The 25879-nt window shown below is 64.7% G+C and carries 23 protein-coding genes and 1 pseudogene; 20 read left to right on the top strand and 4 right to left on the bottom strand.

What is annotated here, in order from left to right; all coding sequences use genetic code 11:
• On the top strand, positions 1 to 3172 hold a 3172-nt coding region (locus AC1DWT_RS25470; protein ID WP_477922690.1), incomplete at its 5' end, for a protein kinase domain-containing protein.
• A gap of 444 nt (positions 3173 to 3616) precedes the next feature.
• On the opposite strand, the gene AC1DWT_RS25465 is transcribed toward AC1DWT_RS25470, so the two are convergent.
• The gene (locus tag AC1DWT_RS25465) at positions 3617 to 4948 is read right to left on the bottom strand and encodes an MFS transporter (protein WP_477922694.1); all 1332 of its coding nucleotides are present in this window, start codon (positions 4946 to 4948) and stop codon (positions 3617 to 3619) included.
• A 237-nt stretch (positions 4949 to 5185) separates the two neighbouring features.
• Positions 5186 to 6127, bottom strand: a complete 942-nt coding sequence (locus AC1DWT_RS25460; protein ID WP_477922689.1) for an NAD(P)H-binding protein — start codon at positions 6125 to 6127, stop codon at positions 5186 to 5188.
• A 288-nt stretch (positions 6128 to 6415) separates the two neighbouring features.
• On the opposite strand from AC1DWT_RS25460, the gene AC1DWT_RS25455 reads away from it, so the two are divergent.
• The 8 genes from AC1DWT_RS25455 (at position 6416) to AC1DWT_RS25420 (ending at position 13421) form a co-directional block, all read left to right on the top strand.
• Positions 6416 to 7615 carry an acyl-CoA dehydrogenase family protein gene (locus tag AC1DWT_RS25455; RefSeq protein ID WP_477922688.1) on the top strand — a complete coding sequence of 400 codons (1200 nt, stop codon included), beginning with the start codon at positions 6416 to 6418 and terminating at the stop codon, positions 7613 to 7615.
• A 70-nt stretch (positions 7616 to 7685) separates the two neighbouring features.
• Positions 7686 to 8153, top strand: coding sequence for a flavin reductase family protein (locus AC1DWT_RS25450; protein WP_477922686.1), 468 nt, complete (start codon positions 7686 to 7688; stop codon positions 8151 to 8153).
• Positions 8150 to 8434 (top strand): antibiotic biosynthesis monooxygenase family protein, encoded by a 285-nt coding sequence (locus tag AC1DWT_RS25445; protein ID WP_477922684.1) that lies wholly within the window; start codon positions 8150 to 8152, stop codon positions 8432 to 8434. The genes AC1DWT_RS25450 and AC1DWT_RS25445 overlap by 4 nt, the downstream gene beginning before the upstream one ends.
• Before the next feature lie 185 nt (positions 8435 to 8619).
• The gene (locus tag AC1DWT_RS25440) at positions 8620 to 8811 is read left to right on the top strand and encodes a ferredoxin (protein WP_095869825.1); all 192 of its coding nucleotides are present in this window, start codon (positions 8620 to 8622) and stop codon (positions 8809 to 8811) included.
• Positions 8808 to 10004, top strand: a complete 1197-nt coding sequence (locus AC1DWT_RS25435) for a cytochrome P450 (protein WP_477922682.1) — start codon at positions 8808 to 8810, stop codon at positions 10002 to 10004. The genes AC1DWT_RS25440 and AC1DWT_RS25435 overlap by 4 nt, the downstream gene beginning before the upstream one ends.
• Positions 10001 to 11392, top strand: coding sequence for an MmgE/PrpD family protein (locus tag AC1DWT_RS25430; protein WP_477922680.1), 1392 nt, complete (start codon positions 10001 to 10003; stop codon positions 11390 to 11392). Before AC1DWT_RS25435 ends, AC1DWT_RS25430 begins: the two co-directional genes overlap by 4 nt.
• Positions 11389 to 12201, top strand: coding sequence for an HTD2 family dehydratase (locus tag AC1DWT_RS25425; protein WP_477922679.1), 813 nt, complete (start codon positions 11389 to 11391; stop codon positions 12199 to 12201). Before AC1DWT_RS25430 ends, AC1DWT_RS25425 begins: the two co-directional genes overlap by 4 nt.
• Positions 12202 to 12206: 5 nt before the next feature.
• Complete coding sequence (locus AC1DWT_RS25420) at positions 12207 to 13421, top strand: NAD(P)/FAD-dependent oxidoreductase (protein ID WP_477922677.1); 1215 nt, start codon at positions 12207 to 12209, stop codon at positions 13419 to 13421.
• Here AC1DWT_RS25420 and AC1DWT_RS25415 read toward each other — a convergent pair.
• Positions 13385 to 14344 (bottom strand): LysR family transcriptional regulator, encoded by a 960-nt coding sequence (locus AC1DWT_RS25415; RefSeq protein WP_477922675.1) that lies wholly within the window; start codon positions 14342 to 14344, stop codon positions 13385 to 13387. The genes AC1DWT_RS25420 and AC1DWT_RS25415 overlap by 37 nt on opposite strands.
• A gap of 115 nt (positions 14345 to 14459) precedes the next feature.
• On the opposite strand from AC1DWT_RS25415, the gene AC1DWT_RS25410 reads away from it, so the two are divergent.
• From AC1DWT_RS25410 to AC1DWT_RS25400, 3 genes are read left to right on the top strand one after another with little or no spacing between them, the layout of a single operon-like run.
• Entirely contained in the window at positions 14460 to 15668 is a 1209-nt protein-coding gene (locus AC1DWT_RS25410) for an FAD-dependent monooxygenase (RefSeq protein WP_164061008.1), read from the top strand.
• Positions 15669 to 15711: 43 nt separating this feature from the next.
• Positions 15712 to 16875, top strand: coding sequence for a CaiB/BaiF CoA transferase family protein (locus AC1DWT_RS25405; RefSeq protein WP_095869831.1), 1164 nt, complete (start codon positions 15712 to 15714; stop codon positions 16873 to 16875).
• Positions 16876 to 16877: 2 nt separating this feature from the next.
• Positions 16878 to 17732: an HpcH/HpaI aldolase/citrate lyase family protein gene (locus tag AC1DWT_RS25400; protein WP_477922672.1), complete on the top strand. Its 855-nt coding sequence runs from the start codon at positions 16878 to 16880 to the stop codon at positions 17730 to 17732.
• 26 nt (positions 17733 to 17758) lie between these two features.
• Here AC1DWT_RS25400 and AC1DWT_RS25395 read toward each other — a convergent pair whose 3' ends face one another.
• Positions 17759 to 17869 (bottom strand): DUF1059 domain-containing protein, encoded by a 111-nt coding sequence (locus tag AC1DWT_RS25395; protein ID WP_477922670.1) that lies wholly within the window; start codon positions 17867 to 17869, stop codon positions 17759 to 17761.
• Positions 17870 to 18146: 277 nt separating this feature from the next.
• Here AC1DWT_RS25395 and AC1DWT_RS25390 point away from each other — a divergent pair.
• The 8 genes and pseudogenes from AC1DWT_RS25390 to AC1DWT_RS25355 form a co-directional block, all read left to right on the top strand.
• Positions 18147 to 19622 (top strand): annotated as a pseudogene (locus AC1DWT_RS25390) (aldehyde dehydrogenase); the annotation flags it as partial.
• Positions 19614 to 20039 carry a nuclear transport factor 2 family protein gene (locus AC1DWT_RS25385; protein WP_240960383.1) on the top strand — a complete coding sequence of 142 codons (426 nt, stop codon included), beginning with the start codon at positions 19614 to 19616 and terminating at the stop codon, positions 20037 to 20039. The pseudogene AC1DWT_RS25390 and the gene AC1DWT_RS25385, both read left to right, overlap by 9 nt.
• Before the next feature lie 67 nt (positions 20040 to 20106).
• Positions 20107 to 21126 carry a fumarylacetoacetate hydrolase family protein gene (locus AC1DWT_RS25380; protein WP_095869833.1) on the top strand — a complete coding sequence of 340 codons (1020 nt, stop codon included), beginning with the start codon at positions 20107 to 20109 and terminating at the stop codon, positions 21124 to 21126.
• A gap of 2 nt (positions 21127 to 21128) precedes the next feature.
• On the top strand, positions 21129 to 22334 hold the full coding sequence (locus tag AC1DWT_RS25375) for a VOC family protein (protein WP_095869834.1): 1206 nt from the start codon (positions 21129 to 21131) through the stop codon (positions 22332 to 22334).
• A gap of 51 nt (positions 22335 to 22385) precedes the next feature.
• A complete protein-coding gene (locus AC1DWT_RS25370) occupies positions 22386 to 23183 on the top strand; it encodes an SDR family NAD(P)-dependent oxidoreductase (protein ID WP_095869835.1) in 798 nt (265 codons plus the stop codon).
• On the top strand, positions 23180 to 23899 hold the full coding sequence (locus AC1DWT_RS25365) for an alpha/beta fold hydrolase (protein WP_241031739.1): 720 nt from the start codon (positions 23180 to 23182) through the stop codon (positions 23897 to 23899). Before AC1DWT_RS25370 ends, AC1DWT_RS25365 begins: the two co-directional genes overlap by 4 nt.
• A complete protein-coding gene (locus AC1DWT_RS25360) occupies positions 23896 to 24969 on the top strand; it encodes a maleylacetate reductase (protein ID WP_095869836.1) in 1074 nt (357 codons plus the stop codon). Before AC1DWT_RS25365 ends, AC1DWT_RS25360 begins: the two co-directional genes overlap by 4 nt.
• Positions 24966 to 25874 (top strand): dioxygenase family protein, encoded by a 909-nt coding sequence (locus AC1DWT_RS25355; RefSeq protein ID WP_095869837.1) that lies wholly within the window; start codon positions 24966 to 24968, stop codon positions 25872 to 25874. Before AC1DWT_RS25360 ends, AC1DWT_RS25355 begins: the two co-directional genes overlap by 4 nt.
• Positions 25875 to 25879 lie beyond the last annotated feature (5 nt).

The raw sequence follows: 25879 nt of genomic DNA, 5'->3' as shown, positions 1-25879 counted from the left end.
GTTCGGCGTCGTCTACCGCTGCACGCAGGCTGCGCTCGACCGCACCGTAGCGGTGAAGGTCCTCACCGTGGACCTCGACGAGGAGAATCAGGCACGGTTCCTGCGCGAACAGCGCGCGGCAGGAAGGTTGACCGGACACCCCAATATCGTCAACGTTCTCCACGCCGGTGTGACCGACAACGGTCGCCCCTTCATAGTGATGCCGTACTACCCCCAGGATTCTCTCGATGCGCAAATCCGACGTCGCGGACCGCTTCCACTGGACGAAGCGCTGCGGCTCGGAGTGAAAGTAGCGGGCGCCCTGGAGACCGCGCACCAACTGGGAATCCTTCATCGCGATGTCAAGCCCGGGAACATCCTGTTCACCGACTACGGTGAGCCGGCGCTGGCAGATTTTGGGATCGCCCACATCTCTGGCGGGTTCGAGACCACTGCGGGCATTGTGACGGGTTCACCGGCGTTCACCGCCCCCGAGGTCGTGGCCGGCCAACCAGCCAGTCCAGCCGCCGACGTCTACGGTCTCGGTGCGACACTGTTCGCCGCGATGACCGGGCACGCAGCGTTCGAGCGCCGGAGCGGAGAGCAATTGGTCGCCCAGTTTCTCAGGATCACCACAGAACCCGTCCCGGATCCCTGCGAGCACGGCGTTCCGCACGATGTCGGTGCGATTATTGAAGTTGCCATGTCCGCAGACCCGGGGCGTCGTCCGTCCGTCGCGGAACTGGGTCAGCAACTCGAGACTTCCCAGCTTCACCACGGGTTCGCGGTCGACAAAATGGCCCTGCGCACCGAAACGGGAGTGACACAAGAACATGAAAGTAGCCCGCCGATACGCACACATTTACCCGCGGCAACAGATACGTTAGCCGGACGCCGGGGGTCCCCCACAGGTCGTCTGCCCCTGGAGTTGACCAGCTTCGTTGACCGCCGCACCGAACTAGCAGAGGCGAAGAACGCGCTGTCGACCTCGCGACTGGTGACGTTGACTGGGATCGGTGGGGTCGGCAAAACCCGGCTGGCGTTGCGGGTCGCCACCAAACTGCAGCCCGATTTCCCTGACGGTGCGTGCATGGTCGAGCTAGGTGAGCTTCGTGACGAGTCACTGTTGGTGGGCATGGTGGCGAGTGCGTTGGGACTACGCGACCAGTCGACGAAACCAATACACGGGGTACTCGTCGACTTCCTCGTCCCCCGCAAACTGCTACTGATACTGGACAACTGCGAGCAGATTGTGGATGCGGTGGCCGAGCTCACCGAAACCCTGCTACGCAGCTGCCCCGAGCTTCGGATCCTCGCGACCAGCCGTGAAGCACTCGACATCGGCGGGGAAGTGGCGCAGCTGATCCCGCCGCTGCCTGTACCGGATCCCGATCACCTGCCCAGAGGGCTGCCCCGCAATGACGCGGTAACGTTGTTCGCCGAACGGGGAGCCGCCGCCGTCCCGGGGTTCGCAGTCACCGAGGCCAACAAGGTCACCATTGCCCGGATCTGCCGGCGCCTGGACGGGTTGCCCCTAGCGATCGAGTTGGCTGCGGCCCGGATGCGGGTGATGACGCCCGAGCAGATCGAGCAGCGGCTGACGGACCGTCTCGCGTTGCTAACGCGCGGCAGCCGGAACTTACCTTCACGGCAGCAGGCGTTACGGATGTGCATCGACTGGAGCCACGGATTGTGTAGGCCGGTCGAGCAACGGGTGTGGGCTCAGCTGTCAGTGTTCGCCGGCAGCTTCGAAATTGATGCTGCAGAACAGGTGTGCGGCGGTACCCTGACATCGGAGGCGCTACTCGATACCGTGACCGGCCTGGTCGACAAGTCGATTGTGACCCGGGTGGAGTCGGGCGACACGGTACGGTTCCGGATGCTCGATACCGTGCGCGACTACGGCCGCGAAAAGGCGCACGAGACCGGTCAATATCCCGAACTCTCCCGCCGACACCGAGATTGGTACGAGCAGTTGGTGATCAAAGCTGAAGGTGACTGGATCAGTCCCCGACAACTCGCGTGGATCAACAGACTCGCGCTGGAGCAGCCGAATCTGCGAGAGGCGCTTGAATTTTCGTCGTCCGATAGTCCCGAAGCCGGAATTCGCATCGCAGCCGCGCTCTACCACTACTGGTATACCCGGGGGTTGTTCGGCGAGGGGCGGCGCTGGCTCGAGCGCCTCCTCGCCTGTCAGACCGGCGCACTTACCCGAGACAGGGCCAAGGCGTTCTTTGCGTGCAGCCTCCTGGCCGGCGTGCAGGGCGATCTTCGCGCCCAGGCCGCCTTGGTAGAGGAGTGTCGCACTCTCGCCAGCCAGACGACCGACCCGATGCTACACGCTCACCTCGATCTGGCCGCGGGGGCCTTAGCACTGTTCAGTGGGGATCTTCCCGGCGCACGCTCGCATTTCGAGAATGCCATCGAGGCGGAAGCCACACAGGGAGACCTCACCTTCCAAGTCATTGCTCTCGGCCCCCTTGGAACGACTTACGCACTACTGGGCGATACGGAGCGGGCCATCGAATGCTACGAGCGCCTCCTCGCGATCACCGAGTCGCGGGGAGAATTCGTGTATCGGTCGTATGCAATGTGGGCGTTGGCTGTTGCGGTGTGGCGGCACAATGACCGCGCGCGAGCGGTACGGCTACTCGAGCAGGCACTGCAACTCGGTCGGAAAGTTAAAGACTGGTTGAGCACCAGCTGGTGTCTGCAAGCGCTGGCATGGATCGCAGCCGAGGAACACAACCCCCGCCGTGCGGCCGTATTGTTGGGAGCCGCAGAGCAGCTGAGCCGATCGGTGGGAAGTCCAACAGTGGTGGTATCCGCCCTGGTGGTCTACCAGGAGGAGTGCGAAAAGCAGACCCGCCAGGCGATGAGCGGGCAGGCGTTCGCCACGGCCCACGAGCGCGGTGGGGCACTCGGTTTCGACGCTGCCGTCGCCTACGCGCTGGGCGAGCAGGTTCCGCCGACATCGATATCCGCTCCTAGCTCGACGAAACTGACGAAGCGGGAACATGAGGTCGCCGAATTGGTCGCCGAAGGGTTGACCAACAAGGAAATCGCTGCTCGCCTTGTCATCTCGCCACGCACCGCGCAGGGGCATGTCGAACACATCCTGACCAAGCTGGGATTCGGCTCACGCGCACAGATCGCGGCATGGGTCGTCGAATCGCACAATAGGCCCTCCTGAACCACCGACCGACACTGGACTGCTGAATGTCGGCCTGGCGTACAGACAAGATCGACGATGCCGCGGTCGAACGGGCTTGTCGCGTAGCACAGATGAATCGGCTACAACACCGCACGTCCTCCTGTGTCAAGCCCCTAGATCGGAATCCGCGGTGTTATTGGGGTTGGTGGCACCAATTACCTCACTGGCTCTCTCGACACCGAGTACATAACGTACGGGCAGTAGAGTCTGGTCCTGGATTGTTGGTCGTGCTCGGGCATGTGGTGACATGGGGATACGCGCATTCGAATCGCGGCATCCGGTTCCCACTTCCACGCTCGTATGAGGAGGAGCGGCACGTGACTGCGATAGTGCTCGCGGGACCGGGTAGCGCCAGACAACGCGAAGGGCACGCTCTCGGCCGACCGCGGAGTGCCTGCCCTTCGTCCGTATGTGTCGCGTAGGTCAGTGCTGGTATGTCGCCAGGTCTCGGTCCTTGCTCTCCTTCGTCAGGACAATGAACACTGAACTGACCACGGCGAGCGCGATCATGTAAGCCGCCACCAGGCCTGTGCTGCCGTCCGTAGCAGCCTGCAACGACACGAGGATTACGGGGGTGAAACCCGCGCCGAGGAGCGTGGCTGCCTGGTAGCCGAGAGAGGCACCCGTGTACCGAGCGGATGTGCCGAACTGTTCGGCGATGTACGCAGCCATCGGCCCGAAAGTCGCCGACTGGAACACGCTGAAGCCCAACACGAAAGCGAGTGCTACCAGTACCACGTTCCCGGAGGACAGCATGGACAGGATGGGGACGACGAACACCGCGAACCCGGCGAGGCCGGCCAACATGACCGGCCGACGGCCGATTCTGTCCGAGAGGCGCGCGAATCCCAGCAGTGCGAAGATGGCGATGAATTGGCAGATCGCGAAACCGATGAGGACGTCCGACCGTGTAGCACCCGACCTCGTGGCATAGCCGATGGYGAATGTCGCAAACATGATCTGTATCGCGACGCTGGCCATGCATCCCCCGGCCACGAGGACGACGTTCTTCGGACGGCGCAGGATGCTCATGAGCGGCGGCGTGACCGGGACAGTGGCGGAATCGCGCTCTGTGCGCCGCGCCAAAGCCTCTTTAAAGACTGGGCTCTCCGAAACTCGACTTCTGATGAAGAGACCGAGCGCGAGGAGGACAGCGGAGAGTAGGAACGGGATGCGCCAGCCCCACAGGAGGAAGTCCTCCTCGGGCAGCACGGCCACGATCGCGAGTGCGATGGTGCCCAGCAAGGAACCGGTGGGTGCTCCCGCGTTGGTGAATGCCGCGGCGAATCCGCGTCCGCGTCCACCGACGTGTTCCAGCGACATCAGCGTGGCGCCGCCCCACTCGCCTCCGATGGCGATGCCCTGGCTCACGCGTAGCAGGACGAGAATGATCGCGGCCCAAGAGCCGATGGCCGACGCAGGAGGAACGAGCCCGATCAGGAACGACGCGCTGCCCATCACCGTCATCGAGACGAGCAACATGGACTTTCGGCCATATCGGTCCCCGAAGTGACCGAAAATTATGCCGCCGAGCGGGCGCGCGAGGTATCCGGCGGCGAACGTCCCCAGGGATGCGATGGTGCCGGCTACAGGCGTGAGATCGGAGAAGAAGACGGGCGCGAACACGATCGCCGCAGCAGTCGCGTAAAGCAGGAAGTCGTAGTACTCGATGGTGCTGCCGAGGTAACTCGAAAGCACCACTCGTCGAATCTCCTTCTTCTTCGTGTCGGCGTCGGTGACGAGCGGCGGGTCCATGCTGGGAGTTGGTCGTAGTGGGGTCGGATCGACGGGTGAGCTCATGGTGCCTTCCTTGTGGGGAGTTCGAGGGCGCGCGCTGCTGCGTAGTGATCGCTCGAACCGGAGGCAACGGCGGCGGGAGACAGTCGCGGGCCGCGGTGCGCCGGCCGCCCCCGCCCGGCTCGGATGCTGCCGCCGGCGAGCCGAAGGTGACGGACATCAGGGTGAGAGAAAGTGGTGCCGAGACCCGTGTTTTCAGGAGATGGCGGCGTCGATCTTGTCGTAGCGGACCTCACGCACCCGCTCCATTACGGAACGGAGCGGCTCTGGGGCACGCCCGGTGATTTGCTTTACGTGATGGCTCAGAAGAGCCTGGTAGCCCTGTGCGACAGCCACTTCGGCGGAGACAAGTTCGTCGCTGGCCCATAGGTGCCCGTCCGGGCTAGGGGGCATGTTCGGATCGTAGGTGCGGGGAATCCCGATCGAGTCGAAGAATGCCAGCCGGTCGCGTTCGGTGATCGGTTGATACTCGATCGGTGTCGAGTGGATCTGCGCGCCGAGGGCTGCGATCTGATGAAAGTCCAGCAATTCCGGGCCTGTGATTTCGTAGACCGCGCCGACGTGGCGGGCGGGATCCATGAGACAGGCGGCAGCGCTACGCGCGACGTCGCCCTTCGCAACGGGAGCCAGAAGCCCATCCCCGGTTGCCTGGGCCAAGATTCCTGACTGCACGGCAGGTGCCACCAGGATGTTGCTGACGATCTCCGCGTAGAGGGCGTTCCGCAGAATGGTGTACTTGAGCCCCGACGCGCGGAGATCCAACTCCGTCTGATGGTGGTCGATAGCGGACAGCGCAGGATTGCCCGGCTGCACACCGCCGACCGAGGTATAGACGATGTGACCGACGCCTGCCTTTTGAGCTGCTTCGATCGCGCCGCGATGCTCGGAAATTCGACGTCCGAGGTTGAGGCCGCTGATGAGGAAGAGTGTGTCGCCGCCTACGTAGGCTTCCTGGACAGAGGCTGGGTGCTGGTAGTCGCTATGCCGGATCTGCACAGTGTCGGAAGCGAGGCCAGCCAGTTTCTCCGGTGTGCGGGTGGTGAGGATCAGCTCCCGGTGCGGATCGGCTGCGAGCAATAGGCCCGTTACCCTCCGGCCTAGGTCACCCGATGCTCCGCTGATGATAATTCGACTCATGTGCACTCCTCGTATGCACGGCCCTGATCCGCTGGGCCGCCTTCGCTCAAACTGGTTGTGATGCAAGCTACATCGGACCACCGTCTGTGGCGTGGGTCCACATCCAAAATTGTCGTCGTTGTCATGCGCGGTGAGTATCGACCGCAGCCGATGTGTTTGGCGTATGAGGTCCGCAAACTTTGTGCCATTGCGACGAGGCGGTCGGCATCACATGCTGGTGTGGTCCGACGTGATCGCAGTCACTAGCAGCAGCCTGATCGCGTCCTACCGAGTGAAGAGAGACATAACATGGCACAGCTCGCCAGCACGGAACTGCCGGATCGCGACAAGATCCAGGTCTCGGATGCCGACCTCGTCGCCCGGGCTGCGGCCCTCGTCCCGCTCATCCGCGAGTACGCGGAACAGGGAACCAAGGACCGCCACATCGCACCCGAGGTGATCGACGCAATCTCGGAGGCGGGCTTGTTCCATCTCATGGTTCCCACGCGCTGGGGAGGCCAGGGAGCGTCGTTCAAGACTGCGGTCGACGTGACCGCCGAGATCGCCCGCGGTGACGGCTCGACCGGTTGGATCACCGCACTCATGATGGTGGCGACCGGCTTCGCTAGCACGTTCTCCATGCAGGCGCAGGAAGATGTGTTCGGGGTGAACCCGAACGCGAGGATCTGCGGGATCTTCTCCCCGGGTGACCGCAGCGAGCCCGTCGAAGGGGGCTACCTGATGAGCGGCCGCTGGCCCTACGCCTCGGGCTCCTTCGCCGCCCAGTGGGCCAGCCTGACGATCACGCTGGAGGATGGTGAGCAGGGAATGGCGCTCGTCCCCGCAGAAGCCTTCACCATCGAACCGACGTGGTTCGTCGCCGGCATGCAGGGAACGGGTAGCGACACCGTTGTGGTCAAGGACCACTTTGTCCCGGAGTACCGCGTGCAGCGAGTGAAAGACATGTTCGCGTCGAACTTCCGCTCTCCGTTCACCGAGGAGCGGACGGCGTCGATGCCCTTCAACGCCGTTGCCGCCGGCATTCTGGTTGCGCCGCAGATCGGACTGGGACGTCACGCCCTCGAGTTGACACGCGCGAAGCTTCCGCTGAAGCCGGTCGCGTACACGGCCTACCGCCAAGCCAAGGAGTCGCCTACCCACCAGATCGGTGTCGCGAAGGCGGCCACCAAGCTGCGCCTTGCCGAGATGTTGATGGCTGGCATGTGCTCTGACATCGACACCGCCGCCGAAAGCCACCAGCTGCCCAACTTGGAGGTGCTCGCGCGCATCCGCAACGACACAGGCGTGGTGGCGGAGCTGGTCAAAGAAGAGATCGACTACCTCCTCACCGCGAACGGTGCCGGCTCGTTCGCCGACGTCAACGTGCTCGGACGGGTGTGGCGCGACAGCGAGACCGCGGCCCGGCACGCACTCGTGACACCCGAGATCGGGCGCGAAGCGTACGGACGTCAGCTCCTCGGAAACGATGATCCGACCATCGGATTGTGAGATGACGATGACCTCCGCCGTCGAAGGGAAGGTGTCCGATGTGCTGAGCCCAGCCGATTACAGACGGGTCATGAGTCACGTCCCAACCAGCGTCTCGATCATCACCGCGATGACCGACGCGGGACCCACCGGAATGACGGTGGGTACCTTCACCTCCGTCTCGCTCGACCCGCCGTTGGTCGCGTTCTACGTGGACCAGGGTTCCACGACCTGGCCGGTGCTGGCTGAAGCCGAGTACTTCGGAATCAACATCTTGAGGTCGGGATGCGGAGATGTGTGTCGGGCGTTCTCGCGACGTGGGCAGGATCGCTTCGCAGGTGTGGTGTGGCAGCCCTCAGCTCGGGGAGTGCCCCTCCTCGAGGACGCGATCGTCACCGTGGAGTGCTCGCCGCACCGAGTCGACCGCATCGGTGACCACCTGCAGGTAGTGGGTGAAGTCGAGGATCTCATTCAGCAGGGAATCGACGAGCCGTTGATTTTCCTGCGGGGCGGTTTCGTCGACATGTCGGCAATTGCCGGCCGGTCGGTGGAGGCGTGATCTCCGAGCACCTCGAGATCCAGCTCCGTCCGGGAGCCGGCGGCGATCTCGAGGCAGCTTTCGACGAGATCCGGTCGCTGCTTCTGGCAGCGCCGGGATGCTCGGAGGCAACCTTGTCTCGGAGCGTGGATCGGGACGAGACGTATCTCCTTCGCGCTTTGTGGAACCGCGTGGAGGATCACACCGAGGTGTTCGCCGCGTCCGCTGCCGGAACGCGCGTCCGCGAGTTGATTCAGCCGCTGTGCGCTGCCGTACCACGGGTCACGCACTACGAGCACTGACTCAGCCACGCCGCCGGGGCGGTCTCGCGTGGCACCCTGGCATACGCAAAAGCTATGACCGGTCCGCCATATTGATATTTGTCGGATAGCTCATCCGGGTCAAGAATGTGGTGTACGACATACCGACCGCTCCTGCAGCTCAGGCGCAACGGTCGCAGCCATCCCAATCACGAAGGATTCTCGCGATGATCGAGGTCAAAGTAGATTTCGCGCGGTGTGACGCGAACGGCACCTGTGCCGCCCTCATGCCCGATGTGTTCCAGATCGCCGACAACGGCCTACTCGAGCAGGTCGCGACGACCGTGCCGGCCGACCGGGACCAGGATCTCGACGAAGTTATCCTCTGCTGCCCGATGGGGGCGATCTCGCGCGCATGAGCACACTTCACGCTTTCGACCCGTTTGCACCCGACTCGCCCAGCCACACCGGTGGTTCCGCGGACGGCGCGTCGCTCGTACAGGGCGACTACGGCTACGCCGTTCTCGACTTCGACCTCGCGACCAAGGTTCTTCGGGACACCCGTTTCATCAATGCCGCCCTGACGTTGATGGAACAGTTCGGCATCACCGACGGGCCCGTCCATGACTTCCGTGCCAAGAGTCTGATCATGGCCGAAGGCCCCCGACACATGCGGCTCCGAACCCCGTTGGCGCGCTTCATGGGTCCCACCACGGTCGAAGACATCCGCGCGGTCCTGCGCGGCATCCTCGAAGACATCGATCCGGGAAACGACGCCGCCGGACCTGTCGATTTCCACGCGGCCGTCGACCAGAAGATCCCCGCGAGGGTGTACTGCCACTTGGCGGGCGCGCCGGCCGAGGACGCCCCTGTCGTGGCCAGTCTGTCTGCGCGGACACTTGCTCTGCTGCAAAGGGATCCGAGTCTTACCGAGTCAATACTCAAGGCCTACGACGAATTGTTCGATTACCTTGGCGACCTGATCGCGCGCAAGCGGCAGGCCGGACTCGGTGACGACATGCTGTCTTTCCTCATTCGTCAGGAGGCCGAAGGAAAACTGACCTCCGAGGAACTGCTCAGCGAAGCGACGGCGATGCTCGAAGCCAGCTCCGTGAACACGGCGCACCAGACCGGTCTCGTGGTATGGACGCTGCTCCGTGACAGGGCGGCATGGGCCAGGCTCGTCGAGGATCAGTCGCTGATCCCGGCCGCCGTCGTCGAGGCCTGCAGGTTGTACCCCCGCCCCGGCATCGTCAGCAAGATCGCGTCGGTCGACATCGAGCTCGACGGCACGGTCATTCCCGCCGGGTCCGACGTGCACGTCGCCGTCTGGTCGGCGAACCGCGATCCGGAGCGTTTCGCGCAGCCCAACGCGTTCGACCTCGATCGAGAGCGAAACCAGCCGTTGACGTTCAGCACCGGTCTGCACGGATGCCTGGGTCAGAGCCTGGCGAAGGTCGAGATGGAAGAAGTGGTGCGCTACCTTTTGAACCACTACCCCCATGCCAGAGTCGTGGAGAACGGAACCGACATCGGACACGCCGGCGGCAGGTGGCTGGTCGGATCTCTGGCCGTGGACCTCAATCCCTCAACGACGGCGACGACATCGTGACGAGCGACTCCCCGTCGCTGACCGAGCGGCTCGCGACGTTCTGGGCTCGAACAGGCTACGACGATCTGCCGAAAGACGTCGTCGACGGAATCAAGGACCACATCCTCGATACCTTGGCCGTCGCCCTGGTCGGCACGACAACTCCCGAAGTGAGCGGTGTCGTCGACGCGCTGTCACGCTTCTCGGCCGGCGATGCCGGCAGCCTGGTGTGGGGGACCGGCACACGCCTCACCCCGGCGCACGCAGCCCTGGTCAATGGAACTTCTGCGCACGCCAGAGATTTCGACGACGGAGGCGGGCCCGGTCACGCGGGGTCGACCGTACTGCCCGCGGCGCTCGCGGTGGCCGAAAAAGCAGGGAGTACCGGTCGGCAGGTCATCRCCGCCACGGTCGCCGGTTACGACATCGGGTATCGAACCCTGCAAGCGGTCGGCGGATTCGCAGCACACACAGACCGAGGATGGCATTCCAGCGGCACGATGGGCAGCTTCGCCGCCGCGGCAGCGGCAGCGAAATGCCTCGACGCGGACAAGAACGCCTTCGCCGATGCACTGGGAATCGCCGGATCGTTCACCGGTGGGGTGTGGGCATTCATCGACGACGGTGCCTTGACCAAGCGTCTGCACCCGGGCAAAGCGGGTGAGACGGGTGTCGACGCCGCCGTGCTGGCGACCGGGGGAATCACCGGCCCCCGGCGAATATTCGAAGCGAAGTGGGGCGGCCTCTACGCTGTTATCGCCGGCGGCACCGGCCATACCGATCGGGCGCTGACTGGACTGGGGACGGACTTCAACGTCGCCTCGTCGTACCTCAAGCCCTACGCGTGCTGCCGCGGTTGCCATTCGGCCGTCGACGTGATGAAGGACCTCGTGACGAATCGGGACCTGACGCCGGAAAACGTTCGCTCCATAGTGATCACTGCAGGTACGACCGCGGTGAACATGCTGTCGGTGTACCCGATCGACACCGTGTTCGACGCCCAATTCAGCCTTCCCTACGCGGTGAGCCTCGCGCTGTGCGGAAGCGCCCTGGGACTCGATGACTACGACCCACCACGGCTGAACGATCCGCGGATCGCCGCGACTTTCGCCAAGGTCTCCATGCGCGTCGATGACTCCATCGAGATCGAGGACGGACCCCGGTTGGACATCGAGTTGACCAACGGCGAATCCCTCGTCGTCGAGGCCGGGAACCCGACGTATGCACGTGGGTCCGCTCCGAACCCGATGACTCACGACGAGGTCGTCGCGAAGGCAACGCTCTTGCTCGAACCTCTCGGAGGCGACATCGCCTCCCGGTTGGTGGCGGCCGTCGAGGCACTCGACGACGCACCCAACCTGTCCGAACTGCTGTCCGTTCTCGCCGCCGAAAGGGTGCCGACCCCATGACTTCCCCAGACAAGATCGCACGCACGGAGGTCATCTCGGCCGAACCGGTTGAGGCGATGGCTGCGCTGCTGGACATCGATGTTCCTCATGCGATCGGTGACACGGTGCCACCGATCTGGCATTGGCTCCACCTGCTTCCCCGCGACGCTGAGAGCGACCTCGGTGAGGATGGCCACTCCGTTGTCGGTATCCCCGCGCCTCCCGGCGGTGGACGCCGCCGGATGTTCGGTGGTGGCCGCGTCACCGCCTTCGGCAGTCTACGTATCGGCGAGCCTGCCACGAAGGTGACGTCCATTGCCAAGTCCGTGGACAAGGTGGGACGCACCGGCGCCCTGACGCTCGTCMCGGTTCTGCAGGAGATCACGCAGGGCGGTGAACTGATCATCCGCGAGGAGCAGGACATCGTCTACCGCGAGGGAGGGTCGACCCCGCTTCCCACGCCTGCTCCGTCGTCGGCCCAGGTGAACGGCCCCACGCTGTCCCTCGCTGTCGACGAGAAACTGTTGTTCCGTTTCTCGGCACTGACTTACAACACGCACCGCATTCACTACGATCTCGATTGGTGCCGCCGAGAGGGATACGACGGCGTGGTGATCCATGGGCCGTTGCTAGCCTTCATGATGGCCGAGCACATGCGTCGACAGGACATCTCGTGGCAGGGCAAAACATTCGGATACCGTTTGGTGTCGCCGATGACCCGCCCGCAGACCTTTACCGTGGTTCCGCACGTCGACGGCCTGGAACGCGGTGCCGAAGCACACAGCGCCGCCGGTGTCGTGTGCGCCACCAGTACGGTGACGGGGAGCTGATCGCTATGTCCACCACAACGGACGTCCTCATCGTCGGAGGATCGGTCGCTGCTATCCGCGCGGCCGAGACCATTACCCGGCATGCGCCCGACCTCGGCGTCACCATCGTCAGCGACGAAGCGCATCCCCCGTACGAGCGTCCTCCGCTCTCGAAGATCGGGCTCGGCGACGACCTGGATCTCGCGGCGTTGACGTATCCGTCCGTGGCGGATCTGCGCGCACGGGGGGTCGAGCTCGCTCTGAACACCCGTGCCACCGCACTGGACGTGGCGGGTCGCCGCGTCGTCACGTCGAACGGCGACGTCGAGTATGGAGCCGTCGTCATCACCACCGGGTGCGATCCCATCTTCCCGGAGATGTTCGTCGGGCTGCCGGACGTGTTCGCGCTCAGGCGATTCCAGGATGCACAAGCTTTGCGTGCCGCGGTGTCCGATCACACCAAGTCAGTCGCTGTGATCGGAGCCGGATTCATCGGCGGCGAGTTCGCGGCGACGTTGGTCAAGGACGGCCGCGATGTCACGATCGTCGACCTCGCGGAGAAACCCCTCGGGCGCTTCGGCGACCAGGTTGCGGCGGCTTACGCAGCCCTGCACCGTGAGTCGGGAGTGACACTGCGCCTAGGTGACGCGGTCGTCGGCGTCGAGGACAGTTCGGATGGCCGCGTGCTCCGTCTCGCCGGGGGTGACACCGTACCCGCGGACGTCATCCTCGTCGGTATCGGCGTGCGCCCGTCGACCGAATGGCTGGAGAATTCCGGAATAACCCTGAACAACGGTGTGGAGTGCGACGCGCACTTGCGCGCAGCGGATCGTGTGTACGCGGCCGGTGACCTCGTGCGCTGGCCGAACGGTCGGTTCGGTACCTCGATGCGAGTCGAGCACTGGACCAACGCTGCGGAGCAGGGGCGTGTCGCGGGAACGAATGCTGCCAATACGGTGTCCGGGCTGCCGCCCGTGGAATGCGTCACCGTTCCGTACTTCTGGTCGGATCAACACGATGTCCGCATCCAGTTCTCAGGGTTTCTGACCGGTGCCGAGGAGATCGTCGAGAGTAAGGAACCGGGCGGTTCGCTGTTCGTGTACAAGCTCGGCGACACCGTGACCGGAGTGTTGGCATTCGAACGTCGCGCGGAATTCGTCAGGATTCGGGCGATGCTGCGACGCGAAACCCGCTGGGACACAGTTCAGGGAATGCTACCCGTCGGGTCCTCGCTCGTCTGATCCGGGCTGGTGGGGTCGTGGTTATCGAGGTTCCGGATAATGTCGCCGAACCGTTCGGCGACGGGGGTGATGACGCCGTCTCGGCGGCTCACCACGCCGAGCGGAAGGTCCGGCCATCCCTCTTCGACGGTAACTTTCGCCACGCCGGGATGCTGTTCGGCCAGCTCGCGACTCAGAACGGACACCCCGACACCGGCAGCAACGAGACTGGCGGCCGTTTCGACGGTAGGCACGGATATCACCGACGCCGGGCTGCCTCCTGCCGTTGCGAACCGGTCGTCCAGCAGCCGGGACAAGCTCCGTGCGCCCGGTAACCGCGACGGAAGGACCCACCGTTCGTGTCGGAGGTCGGACAGGTGCACTCGGTCCTGCGTCGCGAGCCACGATGAGCGCGGCACGACGAGAGTCAGCGACGAGTGGGCGATGATCGTCATGGAGAACGCGACATCGTTGATCGTCGGCAGCGGCTCCTCGGCGAGAACGGGCACGACAGCGAGGTCGAGATGCCCGGTAGCCAGGTTCTCCAGCAGCACTTGGGGATTGGCATCGGTGAGCTCCAGTGTGATGCGCGGGTGTTCGGCGAGGAAGACCGCAACTGCGGCACTGACGACCCGCCACATCCCGATCGGCTCCGCGCCGATCCGAAGATCGCCCTCGAGGCCCTGCCCCATCGACCGAAGCGCGGAGGTGATTCTCTGTTCTTCGGCGACGAGCCGCCGGCCGGCGCTTTGCAGATAGCGGCCCGCATCGGTCAGGGCGATACCGCGAGGGTGCCGGTCCAGCAGGCGAACGTCGAGCTCGGCCTCCAGCTTCGTCATCGCGCTGCTGAGAGGCGGTTGCGAGAGGTGCAGAATGCGCGCCGCCTCGGTGATGGACCCGGCATCCGCGACGGCCAGAAAGTATTTGACGCTCCGGATGTCCATGCGCCAAGTGTATGGCAACGGTGCTGCAATGGTATTGGCCTTACGGGGCCGAGTAAAGGATCGTGAACATCGGAGCGACAGCCCAGAGTTGTCGTGAACGCAGTACGGAGGAATCGTGCAAGAAGACCAGCAGGTAACAATCGTCGGAGCCGGGCCGACCGGTTTGCTGACCGCGCTGGGTTTGGCCCAGCACGGAATCAGTGTATCGGTGGTCGAGCGTGCGCCCGCGTTGCAGGACACACCGCGAGCGATCGTCTACCACTGGTCGACGCTGGACGGTCTGTCACGGCTCGGCCTGTTGGAGAAGGCATGTGGGGCAGGCTTCCTCAAGCAGGACTACGCGTATCGCGTTCGAGATACCGGGGAGATCATCTCCTACGGGCTTGCTGCCCTGAACGGCAAGGTCGAACGACCGTACAACCTGCATCTGGGGCAGGGTGCGCTCGCCAAAGTCATCCTCGAGGAGCTCGACACGTTCGCCAACGCGCGGGTGCTGTGGGACCACGAGGTCACCGGCATCGATCAGGACGAGTCGGGCGTGACCGTCTCCGTGCGCGGCGTGGACGGCGACACGGTTCTCCGGTCGCAGTGGCTGGTCGGAGCGGACGGTGCGAGCTCGGCCGTTCGACGCACGTTAGACCTGGGCTTCGAAGGTATGACGTGGCCGGAGCGCTTCGTGGCGACGAACGTCCGCTTCCCGGACGACCGCGACGGCTGGGCCCAGTCGACGTTCTACGTCGACGATGTCTACGGGGCAATCATCGCGAAGATCGACGAGTCCGGCGATCACGGGATGTGGCGCTACACCTATATGGAGGATGCCTCGCTTCCGGCCGATTCCATCGACGAACGCATGCCGCGGTTCCTGTCCGCCGTGTTCGGACCCGACGTGGCCGCCCGGACCGAGGTGGTCGCGGCATCGCCGTATCGGATGCACCAGCGTTCCGCGTCGTCGTTTCGAGCCGGCAGGGTGCTTCTTGCCGGCGACGCCGCGCATGCGACCAATCCCACAGGCGGACTGGGGCTGACCATGGGCTTGTTCGATTCCTACGCGCTCATCGAGGGCCTCGGGGCAGTGGCGCAGCACCGCGCCGACGACGAGGTGTTGACCGCGTACGCGGACCAGCGTCGGGCCGCGTTCGTGGAAAAGGCGAGTCCGCGCGCATCGTCGAACAAGAAGCTGCTCTTCCACTCGTCGGATCCGGTCAAGCGCGACCAGGACCTCGAGATGTTCCGGCGCATGTCTCGCGACCCAGAATTCGCCGCAGAAGTTCTGTACTTCACCAAGACCCTCGAAAGTCCGTCTCTGCTCTCCTCCGTGTAGGACGCGCCGCCTCGGACGCCACTCGAAACGAAAGAACTGCAACATGAATCCTCTTGATGGACTCACGATCGTGTCGTTGGAGCAGGCCGTCGCCGCTCCCTTCGCCACACGACAATTGGCCGACCTCGGCGCGCGCGTCATCAAAATCGAACGACCGGTCGTCGGTGATTTCGCGCGAGGCTACGACGAGACCGTCAACGGTCTCGCCAGTCATTTCGTGTGGTTGAACCGGTCCAAAGAGTCCGTGGCCCTGGATCTGAAGAGTGCGGAGGGCCGAGAAGCGGTGCAGGCTTTGGTCGACCGGGCCGACGTTTTTGTTCAGAACCTCGCCCCCGGGGCGGCGGATCGGCTGGGGTTGGGCGCCGAGGAGCTCCGTGCTCGGAATCCGCGGTTGATCCACGTGTCCATTTCGGGTTACGGAACGGGTGGGCCGTACTCGTCGAAGAAGGCGTACGACCTGCTCGTCCAGTGCGAAGCTGGCCTGGTATCCATCACCGGTACCGAGGACGAACCGTCCAAGGTCGGTATCTCCATCGCCGACATCGCGTCGGGAATGTACGCGTATTCGGGTGTGCTCACCGCCGTGATTAAACGGGAGCGCACCGGCGAGGGCGCCACGATCGAGGTGTCGATGCTCGAAGCGTTGTCGGAGTGGATGGGCTTTCCGCTGAACTACGCGATATACGGGGGCGCGTCCCCCTCCCGCACCGGAGCCCGGCACGCGGCGATTGCTCCATACGGTCCCTTCACGTGCGGCGACGGCAACCAGGTCTTCCTCGGCATCCAGAACGAACGGGAATGGGCGACGTTCTGCACCTTCCTCGGATCGCCGGAGCTGGCGCGAGACGAGCGCTTCGTGCGCAACTCCCTGCGTGTCGAGCACAACGCGGAGTTGCGCGCCGTTATCGAGGGGGTCTTCCAAGCCTTCACGGCCGAGCGGGTGGCCGAGCTACTGGAAGTGTCGGGAATCGCCAACGCTCTGCTGCGCACCATGGACGGTCTCGCGGAGCATCCGCAGCTCGAAGCGCGGGGCAGGTGGCGCACCTACCAGTCGCCGGTCGGGGAGTTGCGCGCCCTGATTCCGCCCGTCACCATGTCCGATTCGACCCCCGTCATGGGTCCGATCCCGGACGTTGGGCAGCACACCGAGGCGATTCTGGCGGAGTTCGGGATCGCACCCGAATCCACGGTTCCGGCGGGGTTCTGACCGTGTCGACAAGTGTCTCCGCGCTCGCGGAGACCACGGCGCGAGTGCAGGAGGCCACGACGTTTCTGTTCGTTCCCGGGAACCGCAGCGACCGGTTCGACAAGGCGCTCGCCACCGGGGCGGACGTCATAGTCCTCGATCTCGAGGACTCGGTGGCACGAGGAGACAAGGCCACAGCGCGAACCGAGGTCGTGCGGTGGTTGTCCGAGGGCGGACGCGCATGCGTGCGCGTGAACTCGGTGGGCGACCCCGAGCACATCGGCGACGTGGATGCCCTGTCGGATCTGCCGGGACTCACCGCTGTCATGGTCCCCAAGGCGGACGATTCCGTCCGGTATCTCGATCTCCGCCAGCGACTCCGGTGCCCCGTCATCGCGCTGATCGAATCCGCGGTCGGTGTGGACCGGTCGGGAGTGATTGCCGCCGACCCGGGCGTTGCACGGCTGGCGTTCGGCCATCTGGACTACGCCGTGGATCTCGGCGCGGAACCAACGCGTATCGCGATGCTCCACGCTCGGTCACAGCTGGTGCTCGCGTCACGAGTGGCGAACAAGCCGGGACCGGTGGACGGGGTGACGACGGCACTGAACGACGGTGCGGTTCTCGCCGACGACCTCCGCTATGCCATCGAACTGGGCATGGCCGGCAAGCTGCTGATCCACCCGTCGCAAGTAGAGCCGAGCCGTACGGCCTTCCACCCCAGCGACATCGCCGTCGCTCACGCACGGAAGATCGTCGACGCCGCTGCGTCGGGTGCGGCGGTGCGCGTGGACGGCTTCATGGTCGACGCGCCGGTGTTGGCCCGCGCCCACGCGGTTCTGCGCGCTGCGGGCGCCCCGACCCCCCACGTCGACTGAGACGATGCTGGTCGGTACGACGCCGGTCAGTACGACATAGACAGGATTTGGTCGCGGTTGTACCGGAGATGCGGATGCTGCTCGCGCAGATGGTGCTGAACCTCGTCGACCAGAAGGTCGTCGGTGCGCCCTTCCATGAGCTCTCCGCACGGACATTGCACGTAGCGTCTTCTCTCACCCGTCATGTCTCGACAATAACCGGCGGTCAGGTCTCGGTGTGTCCTCCCATATCGCTCAACCAGCGACAATGCGTCCAGAGTATGAGGACGGGGAACATCCTGGCATTGCGATGACGGGCACGTCAGCACAGGATCGACAGTGATCGGGATCTCGCCGGTGCAGGCGACAAGCCGGCCGTATGCGCCCGCCGACACCGAAGTTCGGGATCACGCGACCTCGCAGCAAGGAGAACTTATGTCCGTCACCGTCGACCGGCCGAGCAGCCTCGACCGCACCCGCTTCTTCATCGACGGCACCTGGATCGACCCGGTGCGCACAGAACTCCGGGACCAGATCGAGGCTGCCACCGGCGAGCGCATCGGGGTGGCCGCGCTCGGGAGCGAGGCCGACATCGACGCAGCCGTTCGCGCCGCCCGTCGGGCCCTGGACGAGGGCCCATGGGGCCGAACCACGGCTGCCGAGCGCGCCACCGTGCTTCGTGCTTTCGCTGACGCCCTCGACGCCCGAGCGGTTGACACGGCAACGCTCGTCAGCCGCGAAAACGGGATGATTCTCGGGCTGTCGCAGGCACTGAACGGCGGAGCCCCGGGGGCTCTGCTGCGCATGTACGCGGACATCGTCGAGAACCTGCCGCTCGAATCGGTCCGCCCGAGCCAGGCGGGATCGACCATCGTCCGCCGCGTGCCAGTGGGCGTCGTCGGTGCGATCGCTCCGTGGAACTTCCCGCAGGCCCTGGCGATGTTCAAGATTGCGCCGGCGCTGGCCGCCGGGTGCACCGTTGTTCTCAAACCGTCCCCCGAGACTGCGCTGGACTCATATGTATTCGCCGATGCAGCGCAGGAGGCGGGCCTGCCGCCCGGTGTCCTCAACATCGTCCTCGGCGACCGCGACGCCGGCGCGGCGCTCGTCTCACACCCTCTGGTCGACAAAATCGCGTTCACCGGCTCGACCGAAGCAGGGCGCATCATCGGTCAGGAGTGCGGTCGGCTGCTTCGCCGTTCCACTCTGGAACTGGGCGGAAAGTCCGCGGCCATCGTCCTCGAGGACGCCAACCTCGAGACCTTCCTCGCGGGCTTGGACAACGCATCGTTCCTGAACAACAGCCAGACCTGCACGACGCAGTCACGCATCCTCATCGCACGCTCGCGCTACGACGAAGTGGTGGATGCCGTCGCGAACTTCGCCGACTCGTACACACTGGGCGACCCGCTGGACCCGTCGGTAACCATGGGACCCATGGCGACCCCCACCCACCGAGACAAGGTGCTCGGCTACATAGACATCGCGAAGAACTCGAACGCACGCCTGGTGACGGGCGGTGGTCGGCCCGACGGTCTCGATCAAGGATGGTTCGTCCAGCCCACGGTATTCGCCGATGTCGACAACTCCGACCGTCTGGCGCGCGAAGAGGTATTCGGTCCGGTCATGGCTCTGATCCCGTTCGAAGGAGACGACGAAGCGGTCCGAATGGCGAACGACAGCAACTACGGCCTCGGTGGATCCGTATGGAGCGTTGACGAGGATCGCGCCCTCGGAGTGGCTCGTCAGGTCCGCACGGGCACGATCGGCCTGAACTACTACACCCTTGATCTCGGCGCACCCTTCGGAGGATTCAAGGACTCCGGCCTCGGACGAGAACTCGGCCCCGAGGGCCTCGATCCCTACCTCGAGTACCAGTCCGTGTACGCCTCGACGCGGTACCTGGAGTCGACCACGTCGGCCGGAGCTGCCCGGAACGCAACGGCATCCAGCCCCGCCGAGGTCGTCGCCGCGTACTTCGCCGGTGTCGCCGCCGGCGACGCCGCCGCGGTGGCGGACCTGTTCGCCCCGGATGCCCTGTTGCATAACGCAGCGGGCACCCTCTCCGGCGCGGAAGCTATCGGACGCATGTACGAAGGTGGCTTGAAGGCAGGGAAGATGATCCCCTCGCCCAGGACACCCGTCGTCGACGGGGAGAACGTGTCAGTGGAGATCGACCTGAACGCCAACGGCTCGCAGATCGTACTGGGAGATTTCTTCACCGTTCGAGACGGCAAGATCACTCGGCTCGCGATCTACAGTCTGACCCCGGACGGCGGGCGCCTGCTCAACGACGTGGGTGTCGATCCGTCCAGCCGCACGCCGTAATCGGTGGCAGTGACCCMGGGTCTGTCAGCACCACCACACCAAGCATCAAACGATCACAGGGAGCATAATGAAGATCGCAGTCTTCGGTCCGAATCGACGAGTCGGCGTTGTCGTGGGCGATGACGTCGTCGACGTCAACGGTGCGTACGCCAAATATCTGACCGAGCGCACGGACAGCGTGCGTCCGGCGGCGCGAGCGGCGCACGAGGTGCCAGCCGAGCTGAATTCCTTCATCGAGCAGGGGGACGACGCACTCGCCGGTGCAAACACGGCGCTCGACTTCCTGTCGGAGGACAGCGACAAGACGGGCGTCGACGGCGAACAGCTCGTGTTCCCCCTGAACGCAGTCACGCTGCACGCGCCGATCGAAGGGCAGTCGCGAATCTTCGCCGCACTGGCCAACTTCGCCGACCACATGCAGGCCGCTGCCGACAACACCTCTAACGGGAGTGACAAGGCAACCCTCGACCGGCTGGTGTCCGGTGGTCCGAAGTACTTCATCAAGGACCCGCGAGTCGTCTCGGCCGACGGTGACGACCTGGCCTACCCGCGCCGGACCAACCTGCTCGACTACGAGGCGGAAGTGGCCGTCGTGATCGGTAAGCGTGCCAAGGACATCGCGGCCAACGACTTCGGTTCGTACATCTGGGGTTACACGCTGGTCAACGACTGGTCCATCAGGGATAACGTCTCGTTCGGACCGGACTTCCAGTACTCGAAGAACTTCGATGGCGCCGCAACGGTTGGTCCCTGGATCGTCGTCGACGAGAGCCTGGATCCGCAGGACATCCCGGTGGAAGCACGCATCAACGGCGAGGTTCGGCAGAGCGGGAACACCAAGTCGATGATCCATAGCTTCGCCTCGCTCGGGGAGTACCTGTCCAGGGATTCGACGCTGTTCCCCGGGGATCTGATCAGTGGGGGGACGCCCAAGGGGACGGCCGTCGATTCCAGCACCCGCGACGCCGAGGGGAAGTTCGCGGACGATTCGCTCTTCCTGAACCCGGGTGATGTTGTGGAGGTCAGCTCCACCGCACTGGGCTCCATCACCAACACGATCTCCGGATCGCGCGGCGGGAAGAAGTAGTCATGGCCGCGAAGAAATACTCGGTCGGTGGTGTCTCGTACGACCGACCATTCAAAATTCGTCGTCTCAACCATTTCGGCATCAGCGTCACTGACACCGGAACAGCCGTCGGCTTCTACCGTGATGTCCTCGGCTTCGTGGTCGCAGACATGCTCGATCTGCAGAAGTACGATCCCGGTGTGTGGTTGGACGGCCTGTCCGACACCAAGATCTACTTCCTGCGGCACAACAGCGACCACCACACGCTGGTGCTCATGCCCCGTTCGTGGGTGGACAAGAACGACAACCCTGCTCGGGACGACATCACGGTCAACCAGATCACCTGGCAGGCAGGATCGTTGCGTGAGGTGGTGCAGGCTAGGTTGTGGCTCGAGGAGCAGGGCTCCACGATCGAGCGGTACGGCCGCGACCCCGGTTCCAACTGGCACACCTACTTCCCAGACCCCACCGGTCACACCAACGAACTCGAGTACGGCATCGAGCAGGTGGGCTGGGACGGCGTCAGCAAGCCGGAAGTGATGTGGCCCTGGGCCAACGAACATCCCGCGCTTCCCACGAAGTCGGAGGCGAGCGAGCTCGAGGAAGCCGAGGAAAAGGGCATCGACCTCACCTCGGGGCACCGCTGGATCGACACGCTACCCAAGACCTACGACGTCGGCGGAGTGTTGCTCGCCCGTCCCTTCAAACCGGTCCGCATCGGTCCGGTCAGCATCTTCGTTGCCGATCTCGATGCGGCGGAACACTTCTATACCGAAACGCTCGGACTGGTGAAGAGCGAGGAGTCGACCGTCGAGGGTCACCGCGTGCTCTTTCTGCGCGCCAACACCGAACACCACAGCATCGCACTCTTCCCGCTCGAGGTCCGGAGTGCACTGGGATTGAGCGACAACACGACCCTGCTGTCCTTCGGCGTCCAGCTCGGTTCGTACGAGCAGTTGCGGGACGCGAAGACCTTCCTCGAAGAACGCGGCGTCAAGCTGATCGATCTGCCGCAGGAGATTCACCCGGGCATCGACTACGCCATCCACGCGGTCGCGCCGGACGGTCACGTGATGCAGCTCTACTACTACATGGAGCAGGTCGGGTGGGACGGCACAGTGCGCTCACCTGAGAGCCGACGCCGCGTCGAACCCGGAGTCTGGCCCGAGACGCTCGAACCCATGTCCGATACCTATGGCGGCGAAACGTTCTGGGGTCCGCTCGGGTGACCACGCATCCGACCATCACCATTCATCGTCATCACGAAGTGAGGAAAGTACGTGCCTGAGCACAACGCTGAGAGGCGAGTCGCGGCGGTCACCGGTGCAGCGCAGGGACTCGGCGCCGAAATCGCGCAGCAACTCGCCGAAGACGGATTCTCCGTCGTCCTCCTGGACATCCAGGAGGACGGGCTCGAGACATCGAAGAAGCAGATCGAGACCATCGTGTCCGGCGTCGAGGTGCTCACGCTAGCGGTCGATCTAACCGACGAGGTAGCCGTCGTCGCTGCGTTCGAGAAGATCGACCAGCGGTTCGACCGTCTCGACGCACTGGTCAACACCGCCGGAGGCAGCGGAACGGATCCGGTGCGCTCGCTCGACGACCTCGGCGCCGACGTCTGGCGGCGGGTGCTCGACAACAACGTAACCAGCGCCTTCCTCTGCAGCCGACAGGCAGTGCCACTCATGCTGCGACACGGCTACGGCCGGATCGTGAACTTCTCGTCCGCGGTCGCCAACGGCCTGGCAGGTCCCTCGGGCACCGTAGGTGCCCGGCTGCCGTACGCCGCATCGAAGGCTGCGATCAACGGCTTCACGAAGCAGCTGGCTAAAGACCTCGGCGCAACGGGCATCACCGTGAACGCGGTCTCGCCCGGTCTGGTTCTACCGACCGCCGGCCGGGTGCGGACCATCTTCGAGGCGCTGTCCGACGAGACGCAGGACGCGACACGCGCAGCTATTCCACTGGGCCGCACAGGAACCGGTACGGAGATCGCGGCCGCAGTCGGATACCTCGTGTCCGAACATGCCGGTTTCACGTCGGGATGCATCCTCGCGGTCGACGGAGCTGCATCATGAGCGACGTGCTCGACGTGCCCCTGGTATTCGTTCCGGCGCTGGGATCGGACGCTCGCTCGTGGCGGCCGGTAGCCGACATCCTCGGCGACAAGGTAACCAGCGTCGTGGTGCGCGGTCACGGCAGTTCGATCGAGGACATGGCCGACCGCGTACTCGAGCAGAGCCCGCAGGAATTCTTCCTCGTGGGAAACTCCATGGGTGGGTACGTCTCACTGGAGATCGCGCTCCGGAGAACGGGTCGCGTGCGAGGCCTGGTACTGCTCAACTCGTCCGCAATCGCTGCCGATTCCGATCGGCGCGCGAATTCCCAGCGCCTCGTCGAGAAAGTTCGAGCAGGGGAATTCGACGAAGCGGTGACAATGATTTCGAGCGCTGTCGCCCCGCAGCGGCCGGACGTCGCCGAAGCCGCGGCCACGATGGCGCGAGATCTCGGTGACGAGGTGTTCATCGCACAGCAGACGGCCGTGTCGAACCGACGCGACCGGCGCTCCGAAATCGCCACGCTCGACGTGCCCACACTCGTGATCGTGGGTGAACACGACGCGATCACCCCGCTCGCGCTCGGTTCCGAAGTCGTCGACTCGGTCCCGCATGCGGAACTGGTCGTCCTCCCCGGGGTCGGCCACCTCTCGACTCTCGAAGCGCCGGACGCCGTGGCTTCGCACCTGCTGTCCTGGCTGTCGCGCCAGGTCACTTCCGCGAGGACGGGGCTGTGATCGAGTTCGACCACACCACACTCGGGCAACGGGTGCTGTTCGCCCGCGGGCAAGCGGTCGACAACATCGTCTCGGCCGTGGGGGACCTGTCCGCGTCGCGCGTGCTGCTCGTCGCTGATTCGTTCGTGACGAGCCTCGCGGACGAGATGGCTCACCGGGTACCGGTCGTGGCTCGGATCGACGATGTCGTCCAGCACGTGCCGGTCGCGAACGGTCGCGCTGCTGTCGACCTCGCGCGTTTAGAGGCTGTCGACGCGGTCGTGTGCATCGGCGGCGGCTCGTCGACGGGGCTCGCCAAGTTCGTTGCCCGCGACACTGGGATCCCGATCGTTGCCGTCCCGACCACGTTCGCCGGCTCCGAAGCCACCGACGTGTGGGGACAGACGGACGGGGATCGCAAGACCACCGGATCCGATCCGAAAGTTCTGCCCCGAGTCGTGGTCTATGACGCGGCTCTCTTCGCCTCGCTGCCCGCCCGACTGGCGGTGGCGTCGGGGCTCAACGCCGTCGCCCATGCGGTGGACGCTTTCTGGGCGCCGCGTGCCGACCCGATCGACACGGCACTTGGCACCGAGGGCCTCCGTGCGCTCGTTCCCGGCTTGCGGGCTATGTCCGAAAACCCTGACAATCTTGACGCGCGAGAGGCCACGCTCTACGGGGCCTACCTCGCGGCCGTGGCGTTCGCCTCGGCGGGCAGCGCGCTGCATCACAAGATCTGCCACGTTCTGGGTGGTGCATTCGGGCTGTCACACGCCGACACGCATGCCGTGGTGCTGCCCTACGTGATGGACTTCAACGGCCCCGCCGCGCCCGATGCAGCGCGCCGAGTGTCGGACGCCCTCGGTGGCTCGTCGGCTGCACGCGGGCTCTACGACCTCCGCCGGGACCTGGGTGTCGTCGACTCTCTCTCACAGTTGGGTATGCCGGAGGACGGCATCGACACCGCCGCCGAGCGCATCATCGCGGCGGTTCCTGCCTCTAACCCGCGCCCGGTCGCGCTGGCCGATCTGCGCACTCTTCTCGCCGCCGCGTGGGCGGGCGACCCGATCGATGAGCAGGAGCGAGTATGACGATCGAGCAGGAGCGAGCGAACGCCGAGCTGAACCCGTCGACCGAGCAGGCCGCGCGTGAGCAGGCACTGGTCGACACCGTCCTCGGCTCGTTCGGCGAATCGCCGAACGCCCGATTGAAAGAAGTCATGAAGGCGGTGGTTCGGCACGTGCATGCCGCAGCCCGCGAGGTCAGGCTCACCGAAGCCGAATGGAACACGATGATCGCGTTCCTCACCGAAACGGGCCAGACGTGTACGGACACCCGGCAGGAGTTCATTCTGCTGTCCGACGTACTCGGACTGTCCATGCAGGTRATCGGAATGAACAATCCATCGGTCGCGAACGCCACCGAGGCGACGGTGTTCGGCCCGTTCTTCGTGGAAGGTTCACCCCGAATCGAACTTGGACAGGACATGTCGTTCGGCGCGAAGGGGGAGCCGTGCTGGGTGACCGGCAGTGTCCGCGACGTTCACGGTAAACCCGTTCCCCGCGCGCGTATCGAGGTGTGGGAGGCGGATGAGGACGGGCAGTACGACGTGCAGTACGGCGACGACCGCGTCGCGGCACGTGCGCACCTTTTCGCCGACGACAGCGGGGAGTTTCGATTCTGGGGTATGACTCCAACTCCCTATCCGATTCCGCACGACGGTCCGGTGGGGCGGATGCTTTCGGCCGTAGGTCGTTCCCCCATGCGCGCGAGTCACCTGCATTTCATGGTGACTGCGCCTGGCTTACGGCGTTTGGTGACTCACATCTTCGTCGACGGTGACGAGATCGGCTGGAAGGATGCCGTGTTCGGCGTGAAGGAGTCGTTGATCAAGGCGTTCGAGCGTCACCCGTCGGGACCCACTCCCGACGGGCGCGTGGTGAACGGCTCGTGGAGCGACGTCACCTTCGACATCGTCCTCCCCCCCGGGACCTGATGGTA

This window comes from Rhodococcus sp. P4_B6 (assembly GCF_056402215.1).
Note: the sequence above shows the minus strand (reverse complement) of the source record. Positions and strands in the feature narration are given on the sequence as shown.